Origin of the sequence: Hymenobacter bucti (assembly GCF_042681145.1) — a bacterium.
In the GTDB taxonomy this organism is placed as follows: domain Bacteria; phylum Bacteroidota; class Bacteroidia; order Cytophagales; family Hymenobacteraceae; genus Hymenobacter; species Hymenobacter bucti.
Genome location: NZ_JBHUFD010000018.1, coordinates 892,366 through 907,249, shown reverse-complemented (window position 1 = coordinate 907,249; position 14,884 = coordinate 892,366). Strand labels below are relative to the sequence as shown.

The 14,884-nt window shown below is 61.7% G+C and carries 12 protein-coding genes and 1 tRNA gene; 5 read left to right on the top strand and 8 right to left on the bottom strand.

Annotated elements, in window-relative coordinates; genetic code table 11:
- Positions 1 to 54 precede the first annotated feature (54 nt).
- Together dnaN and ACFSDX_RS22790 are read right to left on the bottom strand one after the other, a co-directional pair.
- On the bottom strand, positions 55 to 1,179 hold the full coding sequence (gene dnaN / locus ACFSDX_RS22795) for a DNA polymerase III subunit beta (protein WP_382317821.1): 1,125 nt from the start codon (positions 1,177 to 1,179) through the stop codon (positions 55 to 57).
- Positions 1,180 to 1,449: 270 nt separating this feature from the next.
- Positions 1,450 to 1,590 (bottom strand): hypothetical protein, encoded by a 141-nt coding sequence (locus ACFSDX_RS22790; RefSeq protein WP_382317820.1) that lies wholly within the window; start codon positions 1,588 to 1,590, stop codon positions 1,450 to 1,452.
- Positions 1,591 to 1,601: 11 nt separating this feature from the next.
- Between ACFSDX_RS22790 and ACFSDX_RS22785 the strand changes: the two genes are divergently transcribed.
- From ACFSDX_RS22785 to ACFSDX_RS22770, 4 genes are all read left to right on the top strand, one after another.
- The gene (locus ACFSDX_RS22785; protein WP_382317818.1) at positions 1,602 to 2,285 is read left to right on the top strand and encodes a dihydrofolate reductase family protein; all 684 of its coding nucleotides are present in this window, start codon (positions 1,602 to 1,604) and stop codon (positions 2,283 to 2,285) included.
- Between the two features lie 125 nt (positions 2,286 to 2,410).
- Positions 2,411 to 5,236 (top strand): TonB-dependent receptor, encoded by a 2,826-nt coding sequence (locus ACFSDX_RS22780; protein ID WP_382317816.1) that lies wholly within the window; start codon positions 2,411 to 2,413, stop codon positions 5,234 to 5,236.
- A gap of 158 nt (positions 5,237 to 5,394) precedes the next feature.
- A complete protein-coding gene (locus ACFSDX_RS22775) occupies positions 5,395 to 6,918 on the top strand; it encodes a T9SS C-terminal target domain-containing protein (RefSeq protein ID WP_382317814.1) in 1,524 nt (507 codons plus the stop codon).
- 178 nt (positions 6,919 to 7,096) lie between these two features.
- Positions 7,097 to 8,089 carry a type IV toxin-antitoxin system AbiEi family antitoxin gene (locus tag ACFSDX_RS22770; RefSeq protein WP_382317812.1) on the top strand — a complete coding sequence of 331 codons (993 nt, stop codon included), beginning with the start codon at positions 7,097 to 7,099 and terminating at the stop codon, positions 8,087 to 8,089.
- 1,366 nt (positions 8,090 to 9,455) lie between these two features.
- On the opposite strand, the gene ACFSDX_RS22765 is transcribed toward ACFSDX_RS22770, so the two are convergent.
- From ACFSDX_RS22765 to ACFSDX_RS22740, 6 genes are all read right to left on the bottom strand, one after another.
- Positions 9,456 to 9,543 (bottom strand) — tRNA-Ser (locus tag ACFSDX_RS22765).
- Between the two features lie 121 nt (positions 9,544 to 9,664).
- On the bottom strand, positions 9,665 to 10,756 hold the full coding sequence (locus tag ACFSDX_RS22760; RefSeq protein ID WP_382317810.1) for an asparaginase: 1,092 nt from the start codon (positions 10,754 to 10,756) through the stop codon (positions 9,665 to 9,667).
- 298 nt (positions 10,757 to 11,054) lie between these two features.
- A complete protein-coding gene (locus tag ACFSDX_RS22755; RefSeq protein WP_382317808.1) occupies positions 11,055 to 11,828 on the bottom strand; it encodes a TatD family hydrolase in 774 nt (257 codons plus the stop codon).
- Positions 11,829 to 11,923: 95 nt separating this feature from the next.
- Positions 11,924 to 12,334 (bottom strand): GNAT family N-acetyltransferase, encoded by a 411-nt coding sequence (locus ACFSDX_RS22750; RefSeq protein WP_382317806.1) that lies wholly within the window; start codon positions 12,332 to 12,334, stop codon positions 11,924 to 11,926.
- Between the two features lie 62 nt (positions 12,335 to 12,396).
- Positions 12,397 to 13,521: a glycosyltransferase family 2 protein gene (locus ACFSDX_RS22745; RefSeq protein WP_382317804.1), complete on the bottom strand. Its 1,125-nt coding sequence runs from the start codon at positions 13,519 to 13,521 to the stop codon at positions 12,397 to 12,399.
- A gap of 4 nt (positions 13,522 to 13,525) precedes the next feature.
- Positions 13,526 to 14,194: a polysaccharide deacetylase family protein gene (locus ACFSDX_RS22740; protein ID WP_382318223.1), complete on the bottom strand. Its 669-nt coding sequence runs from the start codon at positions 14,192 to 14,194 to the stop codon at positions 13,526 to 13,528.
- A gap of 253 nt (positions 14,195 to 14,447) precedes the next feature.
- Here ACFSDX_RS22740 and trxA point away from each other — a divergent pair, with 253 nt between their 5' ends.
- Positions 14,448 to 14,753 (top strand): thioredoxin, encoded by a 306-nt coding sequence (gene trxA / locus ACFSDX_RS22735; protein ID WP_382317802.1) that lies wholly within the window; start codon positions 14,448 to 14,450, stop codon positions 14,751 to 14,753.
- Positions 14,754 to 14,884 lie beyond the last annotated feature (131 nt).

Genomic DNA, 14,884 nt, shown 5'->3' with positions numbered 1-14,884 from the left:
CAGCCTGCGCAGCAGGCGTATCCGCGAAATCCGTTAAATCCGTTAAATCTGCGATTAGACGTAGTTGTTGAGCATCACGGGCATCACCAGCATCAGGATGCTCTCGTTTTCGTCAGCCTGGGCGGGCATCAGCAGGCCGGCGCGGTTGGGCGTGCTTAGCTCCAGGGTGATATCTTCGGAGTCGATGTTGGACAGCATTTCGAGTAGGAAGCGGGCGTTGAAACCGATTTCCATGTCCTCGCCATCGTACTGGCAGGCCAGCGTTTCCTTGGCTTCGTTGCTGAAGTCGAGGTCTTCGGCCGAAATCACCAGCTCCGAGCCCGTGAGGCGCAGGCGCACCTGGTGGGTGGTTTTGTTGGAATAGATGCTGATGCGACGCACCGAATTAAGTATCTCGGCGCGGTTGATGGTCAGCTTGTTGGGGTTGCTAACCGGAATCACATTCTCGTAGTCGGGGTAGCGCTCGTCGATGAGGCGGCAGACCAGGCGCATCTGGTTGAACGAGAAGAACGCGTTGCTCTGGTTGAACTCGATGCGGACCGGCGTAGCCTCGCTGGGCAAGGAGCTTTTGAGCAGATTGAAAGCCTTGCGCGGGATGATGAGGTTGGCCGTTTGGCCGGCGCCCACGTCCTGGCGGCGGTAGCGCAGCAGGCGGTGGCCATCGGTGGCCACGAAGGTGACCTGGGCCTCGCCCAGCTGCACCAAAATGCCCGTCATGGCGGGGCGCAGCTCGTCGGTGCTCACCGCGAAGATGGTCTTGTTGATGGCCCGCGCCAGCGACGACGACGGAATTTCGACCGGGGCCGAGCCCTTCACCACCGGCACGCGGGGGAAGTCAGCGGCGTTTTCGCCGGCCAGCTTATAGCGCCCGTTCGAGGAGCTGATTTCGATGTTATAGGTCTCCTCGTCCAGGGTGAAAGTCACAGGCTGGTCGGGCAGGTTCTTGAGCGTATCGAGCAGAATGCGGGCGGGCGCGGCAATGCGCCCGGCCTCCTGGGCCTCGATGGGCAGCTCCGTAATCATGCTCGTTTCGAGGTCCGAGGCCGTAATCGTCAGCTTACCGGGCTCAATCTCGAAGAGAAAATTCTCCAGAATGGGCACCACGGGATTGTTCGTTACCACGCCGTTGATGCTCTGGAGCTGCTTGAGCAGGGCCGAGGACGAAACGATGAATTTCATAAATAAAAGCTAGGCAGGGGCCGAAGTTTGGGAGGCAACAAAGATACGCCCGGCAGACGGGGTTTAGAAAAACTTGTCTTTTCACGAGTTTATTCTGGCAAAAGCTGACCTTATCTAAACCTCCTTAAACAACTTTTGAATAAGTAGTTAGTGCATAGTTATCACTTTTTATCCCGGCCATCAAAATCCAGATGTCCTAGTGGGTGCGCGCCGGGCTCCTGCCCTAGGTGGCCCAGCGCAGCAAGTGATGGCCCTGGGCCCAGCCTGCGTTTAGTACAATGCCGCCGCCGGCCGGGCCGGCCCTAGGTCGCCCACGGCGCCGGCCAGCCGACTAGGCGGCCCGTGCCGCGGGCGCAACGGGGCGCAACGGGGCAGCGGGCCGGTGCGTAGGGAGGCATTCGCGTTTAGCACGCCCTTCCCTTATGAAACCGCACGTAATCTGCCACATGATGGCCTCGCTCGATGGCCGCATCATCACCAAGCGCTGGGGTGCCAACACCAGCACCAAAGCCTACGAAACCACGGCCGCCCACTTCGACGCACAAGCCTGGCTGTGCGGGCGCGTGACGATGGAGCAGGACTTCACCGACGGCCTGCCGCCCGACTTGCAGCCGGGCAGCGCGCCGCCCGACCGCCACGACTTTGTGGCCGATGCCAACGCTGAGTCGTTTGCCATCGCCATTGATGCGCACGGCAAGCTGGGCTGGGAGGCGAGCACCATCGACAACGACCACGTTATCAGCGTACTGACCGAGCAGGTCAGCGACGAGTACCTGGCCTACCTGCGGCGGCAGGGCGTGTCCTACCTGTTTGGCGGCGCGCAGGAGCTGGATTTTGCGCTGGTGCTCGACAAGCTCGGGCGGCTGTTTCCCATCAAAACCATTTTGCTCGAAGGCGGCGGGCACGTCAACGGCTCACTGCTCAAGGCGGGACTAATCGATGAGCTCAGTCTGCTCCACTACCCGGTTATCGACGGGGCGGCTAGCTCGCCCACCATCTTCGAGCAGGGCCAGCAGCCAGGGCCGGCGGCGCAACTGCGCTTGCAGCACGTAGAGCAGCTGCCCGAGGGTTTGCTGTGGCTACGTTACGCCGTAGTTAACGGCTAATCGCCAGCTACAAAGCGCAAAGCACTGACTTAAAGTCAACTGCTTACAGAATATTCATCTGAAATTCATTTTGTAATACGGGCGTCACATTGGGGTAACAGGAAACGGGGAATTTTGTACCCGTTATGCAAAATACTGCTACCAAAATCCTGTTTGTGTTCCTCTGCGTGACGCCCGCCGGCCTCGTGCTGGCGCAAACCACGGGCCGCCTCGAAGGCACCTATAAGGACGCCAAAAACCAGGAGGCCATCATCGGCGGCACGGTGCGCCTAGAAAACACCACCCTGGCAGCGCCCACCGACGAAAAGGGCCACTACCTGCTGACCAACGTGCCGGCCGGCACCTACACGGTCATCATCTCGTCGGTGTCGTACAAGTCGCTGACCCTGCCCAAGGTGGTGGTGACGGCCGGCAAAACGACAGTGCTCAACGGCCAGCTTGCCCCCGACAACACCCAGCTCGGCGAAGTAACCGTGAGCGGCGTGCGCCGCACCAACACGGAGGTGTCGGTGATTAACGAAATCCGGCAGGCCAACGTGGTGGTCAGCGGCATTTCGTCGGAGCAGATTGTGAAAACCCAGGACCGCGACGCGGCCGAGGTAGTGCGCCGCATTCCGGGCGTCACGATTGTGGACAACCGCTTTATCCAGGTGCGGGGCCTGAGCGACCGCTATAATACGGTGTGGCTCAACGACGTGACGGCGCCTAGCTCGGAGACGGACCGCAAGTCGTTTTCGTTCGACATCGTGCCGAGCTCGCTCATCGACCGGGTGCTAGTATTCAAAGACCCCTCGCCCGAGCTGCCCGGCGACTTTGCCGGCGGCCTGGTAAAAGTGTACCTGCGCAAGCCGGTTTTCAACGAAAAGCAGTTCACGGTCAACTACTCGTCGGGCTACCGGCAGGGTACCACGGGGCGCGATTTCTACACCGACCGGCCCCAGACGGGCGACGCCCTCGGCTTCGGGGCCACCAAGCGCGACCTGCCCAATGGCATGCCGCCCCTGAGCACCGCCTACCAGCAGTACGAGCGCGATTTCTACGCCAAGCAGCTCGACAACAACTTCGGAATTTTCAAGACCAAGGCCATGCCGGATATGCGCTTCAACGCGGCGTATCTGACCCAGATAAAGCTGGCCGGACTAGAAATTGGTAGCGTGTCGTCGGTGAACTATACCAACACGTACACGCACTTCAACGTCAACCGCAACCAGTTTGACGTGACGGGCGCGCGCACCGACCAGTTCCGCGACGACCAATCGACGCAGAATATTCGCCTAGGGGCCATCCAGAATTTTAGCCTGGTGCTGCCCCACGGCGGGCGCCTGGAGTTCCGCAACCTCTTTAGCCAGCAGGCCCGCAACCAGCAGGTGACCCGCGACGGCGCCGACGACAACGGCGTCATCAACCGCCGCAGCTACCTGCAAGGCTACCAAGGCCGCACCACCTACACCGGCCAGCTGGCCGGCTCGCACAAGGCAGCCGACGAGAAAACCAGCTTCGACTGGGTGGGTGGCTACGGCTACTCGGCTCGTAACGAGCCCGATTTGCGGCGCGTGTCGTACCAGATTACGCCCGGCACCGACAACGTGCCCGAAACCCAGACCGTGCTGACGCCCGCCACCGGCCAGGTCGATGTCAACAACGCCGGGCGCCTGTACCAGAAGCTGAGCGAGCACAGCTTCACGCTGAACGCCAACCTGAAGCGCACCGTGGACGTGGCCGACCGCAAGGTCGAAATCGGGGCCGGCACCTACCTAGAGTACCGCCGCCGCGCCTTTGCTGCCCGCGCCTTTGGCTACTCGCTGAACGCCGGCGGGCTGGCCGGGCTGCGCAACGAGAACGTGGGCAACATCTTCTCGCCCCAAAATATCGGCTCCGACGGCTTCCGGGTCGATGAGGACCTGAACTCGACCTACCGCTACGGGGCGCGCAACGAGCTGGGTGCTTTCTACCTGTCGCTGAATATTCCCTTCACCGACAAGCTGAAGCTAGTGACCGGCGCCCGCTACGAGCACAACCTGCAATTCATCGAAACCGGCCTCAATGGCCAGCCGGTGAGCCAGAATACGCCGACCAACTTCGTGCTGCCCTCGGCCAACCTGAGCTACAACTTCAACGCCACCAGCCTACTGCGCGCTTCTTACGGCCGCAGCCTCAACCGGCCCGAGTTTCGCGAGGCGGCGCCGTTCTTCTACTACGACTTTGACTTCAACGTGCTGAACTACGGCTCGTTGTACCTCAACCCCACTAACCCGCTGAAGGTCGCCACCATCGATAACTTCGACCTGCGCTACGAATGGTACCCCACGCCCGGCGACCTGGTGCATGTGGGGGCGTTCTATAAAAACTTCACGAACCCCATCGAGAACGTGGTGGTGCTGACCACCAACCTGGCCTACACCTTCGCCAACGCGCCGAGTGCCTACGCCTACGGGGTGGAGCTGGACCTCAAGAAGAACCTGGGCTTTGCCGGCGAGGCCTTCAAAAACCTGTCGCTGGTGTTCAACGCCTCGCTCATCAAGAGCCAGGTAACCCTAGGTGACGGCATCGTGGCCTGGAACAGCAAGCGCGCCCTGCAGGGCCAGTCGCCCTACGTGTTCAACGGTGGCCTGTACTTCAACACCCCCGACAACGCGTGGCAGGTAACGGCGCTCTACAACGTGTTTGGGCCACGCATTCTGTTCGCAGGCTCCGACCAGTACCCCGACGTGGTGGAGATGCCGCGCCACACCATCGACCTGTCGCTGACCAAGACGATTTCGCACAACCTCTCGCTGAACGCTGGCGTGCAGGACCTGCTGAACCAGCGCGTGAACCTGGTGCAGGACTACGCCCGCGATGGCAAGTACACGGCCGGCGACCCCTCGCTGGCGGGCTACCGCCGCGGCACCTACTACACAGTGGGCCTGCGCTTTAGCCTGGCGCCCCGCCCGGCCACCCCGGTACCCTAGGTGCTCTGGCGCCGGTGCAAGCCGGAACGGAAGGCCGCCAGAAACCGCGGCGCTAACCGCTCCTGGCTAGCCGCCGCTACGTTCCTCACCGCCCGTCCTCACCCACCCTACTACCTCCTTCCCCTCTACTTTATCAACCGAATTTTTCTTTTTTCAGTATGAAAAAGAACACCCTTTCCGTCGCCATGCTGGCCACGCTGCTCGGCTTGGCCGCTTGCGAAACGAAAGACATCACCCCGGCGCCCAACGTAGTGGGCAGCGGCAACCCTACGACGCCCACCAACCCGACTACCACGGCCCCGACCGTGACGGTACAGGGCGGCAACGATGCCACTTCGGGCATTACCACCAATACCACCTGGACGGCCAGCAACAAGTACCTGCTTAAGAGCTACGTGTACGTGCGCAGCGGCGCCACGCTCACCATCGAGGCGGGTACCGTCATCTTTGGCGATAAGGACACGAAGGGCGCCCTCATCATCGAGCCTGGCGCCAAAATTATGGCGATGGGCACGGCAACCCGGCCTATTATCTTCACCTCCAGCCAGCCCAAGGGCTCGCGCAACTACGGCGATTGGGGCGGCGTGATTATTGCCGGTAGCGCACCGGTCAACTCTATTGTAAATGGGGTGCTACCCCAGATTGAGGGTGGCCCATCCACTAAATACGGTGGCACCAATGCAACCGATAATTCGGGGGTATTTCAGTACGTGCGCATCGAGTTTGGGGGCGTAGCGTTCTCCCCTAATAATGAGGTAAACGGCCTGACCCTATCCGGTGTGGGCAGCGGCACCACCATTGACCACGTGCAAGTATCGTACTCGGGCGACGATGCCATCGAATGGTTTGGCGGCACTGTGAATGCCAAGTACTTAGTAACCCACCGCACCTTCGACGATGACTTTGATACCGACCTAGGGTTCTCGGGTAAGGTGCAGTTTGCGGTGTCGCTGCGCGACCCCTTGCAAGCCGACCAATCAGGCTCCAAGGCGTTTGAGTCGAACAACGACAGCGGTGGCTCGACCAACGCTCCCCGGACCTCGGCCGTATTTTCCAACGTCACGGCCATTGGCCCCATCCTAAACCCTAGCGCGGCGGTTTACAGTCCACAATACACTGCTGGCGTACACCTGCGCGCTAACTCGGCCCAGAGTCTAATGAACTCGGTGGTAATCGGCTACCCTACCAACATTCTCATCGATGGCGGCGTTACGGCGGCCACCATTGCTGCTGGCGACACGCGGTTTAAGAATAACATCATCGCCGGCGCCCTCACCAACTCAAACGCGACGGCCGGGCAGCGCAATATTCTATACATTGGCCCCGGCCTGGGCACCAGTAACCTAACCCCTAACAACACAATGAGCAGCGACTCGGCCGCCTGGGGCACCGCGGTGGGTCCGCTCACCTGGTTTAAGGCTAGCGCCAACGCCAACCGCCGCTACGCCACCGCCGACAACGTGCAGCTGCTGAACCCCTTCAGCCTCACGTCGCCGAGCTTCGTGCCCCGCACGGCGTCGCCTATCGTGAGCGCTGCCCCCGCCAGCTTCGCCGACAGCAAGCTCACCGACAGCTTCTTCACGCCCGTGACCTACATCGGGGCCTTCGACCCTGCTAACACCACCGCCAGCAATTGGCTGGCCGGCTGGACCAATTTCGACCCGCAGAACACGGACTACTAGGTTTCTCTTTCTGACCTCAGCGGGCTGCCTAGCCCCCATGCGGTACCAAAGCCAGGGCTGCCGTGCGGCCCTGGCTTTTTGTATTCGGCGAGGTCGCTAGCGGCTGGCGGCCCCGCCGCCAGCCGCCCTAGGCAACGCAAACCCGGATACTAAGCTGTTATCATTTTCCTCTATCCTGTTGGCTACGTTACCTTTTTCTTCTACCCACGGCTTGCTGGAGCAGGTGCGCCAGTGCTTGCAGCGCCGCCTGGCGCTGCCGGTGCGGGCGTGGGCGGCCAGCCAGCCCGAGGCCCAGGTGTGGCAGATTGGGGCCGCCGTGCGCCTGCTGGCCACGCCGGCGGGGCCTGGACCAGTGCCGCCCAGCCCACCCGCCGCCGACTACCCCCCGTTGCTGGTGTACGACCACGTGCCGCAGGCCCTGGGGGCGCAGCTGCGGGCTCGGGGCACCAGCTACGCCGATGCGGCGGGCAATGCCTGGCTCCAGCACCTGGAGCTGCTGGCGGGCGCGCCCGCCAGCGAGCCCGCCCTGGCGGTATCGAGCCCGGCCTGGCACGTGCAATTGCTGCGCTTGTTGTTTCAGCTGGTGCTTACGCCGGCCCTGGCAGCTTCCGCCATCCCGAGGCTGGCGGCCAGCACGCAGCTGCCGGTGGCGGTGGTGCGCCAGCTGCTGCGCAGCCTGGCCGCGCAGGGTTTTTGGCACCCCGAGGCGCCCCTAGGCGTCAGTCCGCTGCTGCTGCCAGCGCCGGCCCGGTACTGGCTAGCCCACTATGCCAGCACGCTGCGCCGCCGGCTCAATGGCCAGCGCTACCGCTCGCGCTGCCCTACCCCGGTGGCCGATTGGGCGCAGCGCGGCCTGCCCGCCGAGTGCCTCTGGAGCGGCGAGGCCGCGGCGCACCTGCTGCTCGGCTGCCCCGCGCCGCCCACCAGCCTCACGCTCTACAGCCAGCTGCCCCGCCCGCAGCTGGTGCAGCAGCTCGACCTAGTGCCCAGCCCCAAGGGGGCCATCGAGATTCTGAATGCCTTCGCGCCGGCCACTTGCTTTGCCCCCACCGACCCGCGCTGCGTACCGCCCCTACTTGTGTACGCCGACCTTTTGACCAGCGAGCACCCCCCTCACCAGGTACTGGCGCAGGCCCTGCACGCACGCTACCTAAGTAATTTGCTAGCTTAAAAGCAAGCCCTAGCGGCCCCTTACCCGAGTAGGTAAGTCCAAGGCGACTAGGAAGGTGGCTGCCAACCCAGAGTAAGGGGAAGCGCCTAGAGGTGCTGTACCCGCGTTTGCGGCCAGCGAATGCGCTGCGTTAGCGCGGGCAAAAGCGGGCGTCGCGGCCTCGCATCCGAGCGCCGGTGCCCGTGCTTAGTCTGGTTGGCCACCGCCTTTTTCCGCAAGCGCCCACGCTAAATTTTGCTGCAGAGAGCCCGGAACGTTACTTATTCACTGTCATAAAATCAATTTTATTTTATCTTTTTACCAGCGTAAGCTAGCTAGTTTTCATATACTATACTGCTTTTTAACAGCTACTTATAAATATGATTGGTAAAGTAGAGTAAGCAATACCCGGCATAAATGCATGTCCTGAAATTGGGTTAATTGTCCTTTTTAAACCACACCTAGGGGGCGTCCTTTGAGCACATTCCCGCCGCGAGGCAGGAGCTTCTCTCAATTCCCACCCTAAGTGATTACCATGAAAATCGTTTTTTTATTGGCCTTGCTTTGGCTAGGCGGCGGGCTCGCGGTTTACCATTTGCTTCCGGTTTGGACGTTAGTGGCTTATGGTTTCCTGTCGATGCTTTACCTGGCAACCTGGCTAACCTTGCGGCGTGGGTTTTACCCGGCCGAATAGACCAATCATGTTCTGCATAGCCGCCGCGCGGGCATAAAACAGGTACTCACCTGGCCACGCGGCCAGCGGAAATAGTGCAGTAGACCGGGCTTTGATAGCCAGCGGGCAGAATAAGGCACGATTGCAAAAGCGCGGGTGGCAAATGGCTAACAGAAGCCGTGGGGGAACCCCGACGAGTCCGTTCAGGACGCCAGTAGAATTGGCAGCTAAAAGACAGCTAGTATAGCTTCAGTGCAACTTTTTTCAGCGCTTTCTGTTGGTGAGTGAGTACTCACGTATCCCACCCACTAGCCATGGACCATGTTCTCAAAGTACTCGCCCAGCATTGGCACTTAACCGCCGCGCAATACGTGCATTTGCGCTTGCTATTTTCCTTATCCCTGGTACCCTTTCTGGCGACCTTGTATCTGGTGCTGTTTGATAGGCGCCAGGCCATCGGGTCCGGCGCATCCCGCGTAAAGCGGCGCATCACCACGCTGGGTCAGCGCCCCGCAGGACCACTGAGAATAACTGCCCCAAACTAACTACTCGCCACGCGCCTGGCCACGTCAGCCGTGCAAAACCCATTTGGCGGCCGCAGGGCCTCGCCGTTATCCGGCCTTGCCCACGTCAATTCCTCTTTATTACCTGGTAGCTAAACTAAATGGCCTGCCCGCAAACCAAGTGTTTGTGGGCAGGCCATTTAGTTAACAGCAGAGAGGATGGGATTCGAACCCACGATGAGCTTTTGGCCCATACACACTTTCCAGGCGTGCTCCTTCGACCACTCGGACACCTCTCTGAATGGGGCTGCAAAGATAGGCAAAAAAGTGAGGAGGTAAGAAGGGAAGGAAGCAGTGGGGTCGAAAAGAAGTCGTTTTTCTTTTTTCTTCCTCCCCATCTCCCCCTCTCACCCACCCCTACTACGGCGTGATTTCGCCGCGCAGGTCCTGGCTGAGCAGCAAGCGGGTTGCGGCCTCACTCACCCCCAGGCCCAGCACAAACATGAGCTTGGTAATCGCGGCTTCGCTCGTGATGTCATCGCCGCCAATCACGCCTAGGTCGGTGAGGTGGGCGCTGGTTTCGTAATGCCCCTGCACCACGCGGCCCTCCTCGCACTGGCTGACATTCAGAATATAAACGCCGCGCTGGCGGGCCCGCGCCAGGCACGCCAAAAACCACGGGGCCGTGGGGGCGTTGCCCGCGCCGTAGGTTTCGAGCACGCAGCCGCGCAGGCCCGGCACTCCCAGCACGGCCTCTACTACGGCCGCCGTGATGCCCGGAAACAGGCGTAGCACTGCCACGTTTTCCTCGAGCCGCTGGTGCACCCGCAGGGGCGCGCCGGGCAGCAAGCGAATGTCGTTGTCGGCAAACGTGAGACTGATACCGGCGCGGACTAGCGGGGGGTAGTTTTCACTTTTGAACGCAGCAAACTGCTGGCTCTCAACCTTTTTGGCCCGCGTGCCCCGGATGAGGATATCGTTGAAAAACAACCCTACCTCGGGTACCTGCACGGTGTGGGCCCGCGGGTGGCGGGCGGCGACTATCTCCAAAGCGGTGAGCAGGTTGCGGGCCGCATCGGAGCGCGTGCGGCCCACCGGCACCTGGGCCCCCGTGAACACCACCGGCTTGCCTAGGTGCTCGAGCAGGAAGCTGAGCGCCGCCGCCGAGTAGGCCATGGTATCGGTGCCGTGCAGCACCACAAAGCCATCGAACTCGGCGTAGTACTGCCCAATGAGTTGGGCCAGCCGCAGCCAGTCGGTGGGCGTCACGTTGCTGCTGTCGATGAGCTGCGGCAGGGCCAGCAGTTCGAGCCGGTAGGGCAATTGGTGCAGCTCGGGCACCTTGCGGTCGAGCTTGTCAAAATGCATGGGCACCAGCTCGCGCCGTTCGTTGATGACCATGCCCACCGTGCCGCCCGTGTAGATGATGAGCAGGCGCGGGGCCATAGCATCGGTGGCCTCGGCGGCAGTAGGAATGGCTAGCAGGGGCAGGTCGGCAAGGGTTGCGGGCATGGGCACAAAGAAAGGGAGCAGCGCCGAGGTAATCCACTACCCGACCTGCTCCTACCCGCGCAGCCGTCGCAAGAGCCTACTAACCTCAGCTTGCCTATGAGAGCTTACTGCGCTACCTATCCAAAAATCAAACACCTAATTATCAATGCATTAATACAAAATGCAACTATGTTTCATTTATTTGCAGTCTTAGCGAAGTGTGACAGAGTTAATAAATGCAACAATGTTATAATATTTTAAGAAATCGCTTAAATCAATTATCAATACCTTGAAATTCAGCTATTTCAGTTGCCTTGAGCTATGCTAGGCGAAAGAGTTCTTGCGCGTTGCGCGTGGTAGCAGCGGCCACGGCCTCGGGGTCTTGCCCCAGCAAAGTAGCCAAGCGGTGCAGCACCAGCGGCAGGTAGGCGGGCTCGTTGCGCTTGCCCCGGTAGGGCACCGGCGCGAGGTAGGGGCAATCGGTTTCGAGTACCAGGTGCTCGACCGCCACGTGGGGCAGCACCTTGTCGAGGCCGCCGTTTTTGAAGGTAGCCACGCCGCCGATACCCAGCTTGAATCCCCCCAGGGCAATGATGCGCTCGGCCTCGGCCACCCCGTCGGAGAAGCAGTGAAACACGCCGCGCAGCGTGCCGTCCTGGGCTTCGGCCACCAGCGCAAAGGCTTCTTCGAAGGCGCTACGGGTGTGCAGCACGATGGGCAGGTCGTACTGCTTGGCTAGGCGCAGCTGCACGCGCAGGGCTTCCTGCTGCTGCGGCAGAAAGGTTTTATCCCAGTACAAATCGATGCCGCACTCGCCCACTGCCACAAAGGGGCGCTGGGCGAGCCAGTCTTCGAGCCGCTGCAATTCTTTCTCAAACGTGGGGCCCACCGAGCACGGGTGCAGGCCCATCATGGCGTGGCAGGTTTGGGGGAAGGCCGCTTCCAGCTCCAGCATGGCGTCGATACTGGTGTGGTCGATGTTGGGCAGCAAAATAGTTTCGACGCCGGCCGCCACGGCCCGGTGCAGCGCCTCAGCGCGGTCGGGTTTGAACTGCTCGGAGTAGAGGTGGGCGTGGGTTTCGATTAACTTCATAGTCGTTAGGCGTTGTTCGCTTTTTGTTATTCGTCGGTTATTTGGCGCGCAACGAGTGCCCAGCAAACAGCGAATAACAAAACCGAACAACCAGCTTAGGGCAAGTAGCGCCGCACCCGCATGTAGGGAATTGGGCCTTTGTAGAAAATATCGCCCTCGGGCTCCAGCCCAAAGCGCGCGTAAAAAGCCAGCGTATTGTGGCGGGCATCGCACCACAGCGAATGAACGCCCTGGGCCCGGGCAGCCTCAATGGCGTGCCGCAGCAGCGCCGAGCCAATGCCCTGCCCCTGCCACGCCGCAGCGGTGGCAAATTTGCGGAAGCGCGCCACCCCGTCGGCATCCACGAACAGCGAAAGCACCGCCACCAGCTGGTCGCCTTCGAAGGCGCCGAAGTGTTGGCCTAGGTTGTCGTCGGGCAGCTTTATGTACTCCAGCGGCTTGGCGGGCCACAGCACGGCGTGGCGCAGCGCGTAGGTTTGGGCGGGGGTTATGGATTGAATAGTCATGTTTTCATGGAAGAGGACGTAGCAAATCAGATTACGCAAGAAGGCCGCAAAAGGCTCTTGAATTAGTGATAATGACGGCCTTTCCACGCTACCCCCCGGCGGCCGAATAGCCGGCGCAGCGCGAGGTGCGTAGTAAGCGCCACCGAAAAAAACTCGTACCCCACCACCACGGGCACAGCCGGCATGGGCAAGCCCGCCCGGCGCGTAGCCACCCGCAACATAAGGGCTTGGGCCCCAATTTTCAAAACCATGACCCCTAGGGCCCAGCTCGGTCGGCCGGCCAGCAGCAGGCCCACCGCCGCCAGCCAGTAGCCGCTAAACAGCACCAGCCCCGCCTGCACCCGGCCGGGCAGCGCGGCCACCCCGCGCAGCCAGCGCAGGCGCTGCCGCAGCAAGGCCGCCCACGCGCCGGCCGGCAGCGACGCGGCCCGCACGGCCGGCTCGAACAGCTGCCGGAAGCCGTAGCCCTGCGCATTCACGGCCTCAAACAGCGCGAAGTCCTCCACAATGGTGGCGGGCAGGGCCTCGTAGCCGCCGGTGGCCTGGTAGGCGGCGCGGGTCACGAGCATGTTGTTACCCATCGCCGTCATGGGCTGACCGCTGTCGGTAGCGACCTGGATGGCGGCCAGCGACAGCAGCCAATCAACGCCTTGCAGCTTAGCCAGTAAGCCGGGGCCCTGCACCACCGTGAGGCCCGTGACGGTGCCCACCCGCGGGGCCGCGTGCGCCAGCAGGCCTGGCACCCAGGTAGCGGGCACGGCAATGTCGGCATCGGTGAGCAAAAAATAGTCGGTGGTAGCGAGGTGGGCCAGGTGGGCCAGCACGTTGGCCTTGCCCCGCGCCTGCCCTAGGGTGGCGGTGATGGTAACGACCTGATAAGTACCCCCAAAGCCTTGCAGCGCGGCCTCGGCCACGGCGCGGGTGCGGTCGGTGCTGGCATCGTCGCCCACCAATACTTCGAGCAGGTGAGCGGGGTAGTCAAGGGCGCGCACACTGGCCAGGCAGCGCGGCAGGGCGGCCTCCTCGTTGCGGGCCGCGATGAGGATGCTGACGCGGGGCAGCGGGGCGGGCAGCGGCCCGGGCGCCGGGGCGCCCGCCCGCGTGGCCAGCCGCCGCATGATGTACCCCAGCCAGGCCAGCCACAGGGCGCAGTAAATGGTGCAGCCGTATACTAATACACTCATCATCAGTTTAAAGCGCCGCAAATTCGTACCCTAGGTCGCCGTAGTGCGCCAGCAGCCGGGGCAGCAAGAAGCGCAGCGAGCGACTGGCCTTTTGCGAGTCGTGCAGCACCACGATGTCGCCGGGGCGGGTGGCGGCCAGGGTCAGGCGCAGGGCGCGCTCGGGCGAGAGGTCGCGGTCGTAGTCGCGGGTGAGCAGCGACCACATAATGACGCGGTACTCGGCCCGCAGCTGCCGCAGCACCGGCCACGTGAGGCGGCCGTAGGGCGGGCGGAAGAGATTGGTAGGGTGTGGGGGAGTGACTACGGCAGTTGCCTCTTCGCCTGATAACCTGCTAACCTCGTTACCTGCTAACCCCATAACCTCCTTACTTAAAACCCGCTGGCACGCGGCTACGTCAGCCAAGTAGGCGGCGCGGGGCGTGTTCCAGGCGCTGCGGTGGTGCTGGGTGTGGTTGCCGAGGCGATGGCCGGCGGCTAGCGCGGCGCGGGCAATAGCGGGGTGGCGCCCTAGGTTATCGCCCACGCAAAAAAACGTGGCCCGCGCCTGGTGGGCCGCCAGCTGCTCCAGCACCCAGGGCGTTTCGTCGGGGATGGGGCCATCGTCGAAGGTGAGGTAGAGCCGCGGGCGGCCCGTGGGGCCGGTGGGCGCACCCCGCCACTCGCTGCCCGAAAAAATGGGGCGCAGCCAGGCGGGCGGACGGGTGAGGGGGGAATTAATTATGAAGTATGAATTAAAAATTATGAATTAGCCCCCCCTGGCACTTACTACCTGAAGCGGGCACCACGTTACGACAACCTTTTATCGTTATTAGCGAACGTACACCGGGCACTGCGAAAGTAAGTGCCCGCGGCAAAAGCCAGCCTTTCCAGCCACCGCAGCCCAACTCATAATTCATAATTTTTAATTCATAATTCCCTCCTCCCCCGCCATGCCTCGCAAGTCTTTTTCCGAACTCATCAACAGCCCCGGCATGCCCGTGCTCGTGGATTTCTACGCCGACTGGTGCGGCCCCTGCAAAACGATGGCGCCCATTCTGGAACAAGTGGCGGCCCAGCACGAAGGCAAGCTGCGCATCATCAAAATCGACGTGGATAAGAACCCCGCCGTGGCCCAGCAATTCCGGGTGCAGAGCATTCCCACGCTCATTCTGTTTCACAAAGGCCAGCCCGTGTGGCGGCAGGCGGGCGTGGTGCCCGCCGCGCAGCTCAACCAAAGCGTGGGCGCCTATTTGTAAGCCACCGCGGCCCAGCAAGTAAACTAAACGCAACGCCGGGGCGTTGGCGACAAACCGCGCTCCGGCGGTAGTTACTTTGCGGTATGAGTCAGTTTTTGCTACGCAATAGAGTATTAATTAGCTTATTACTT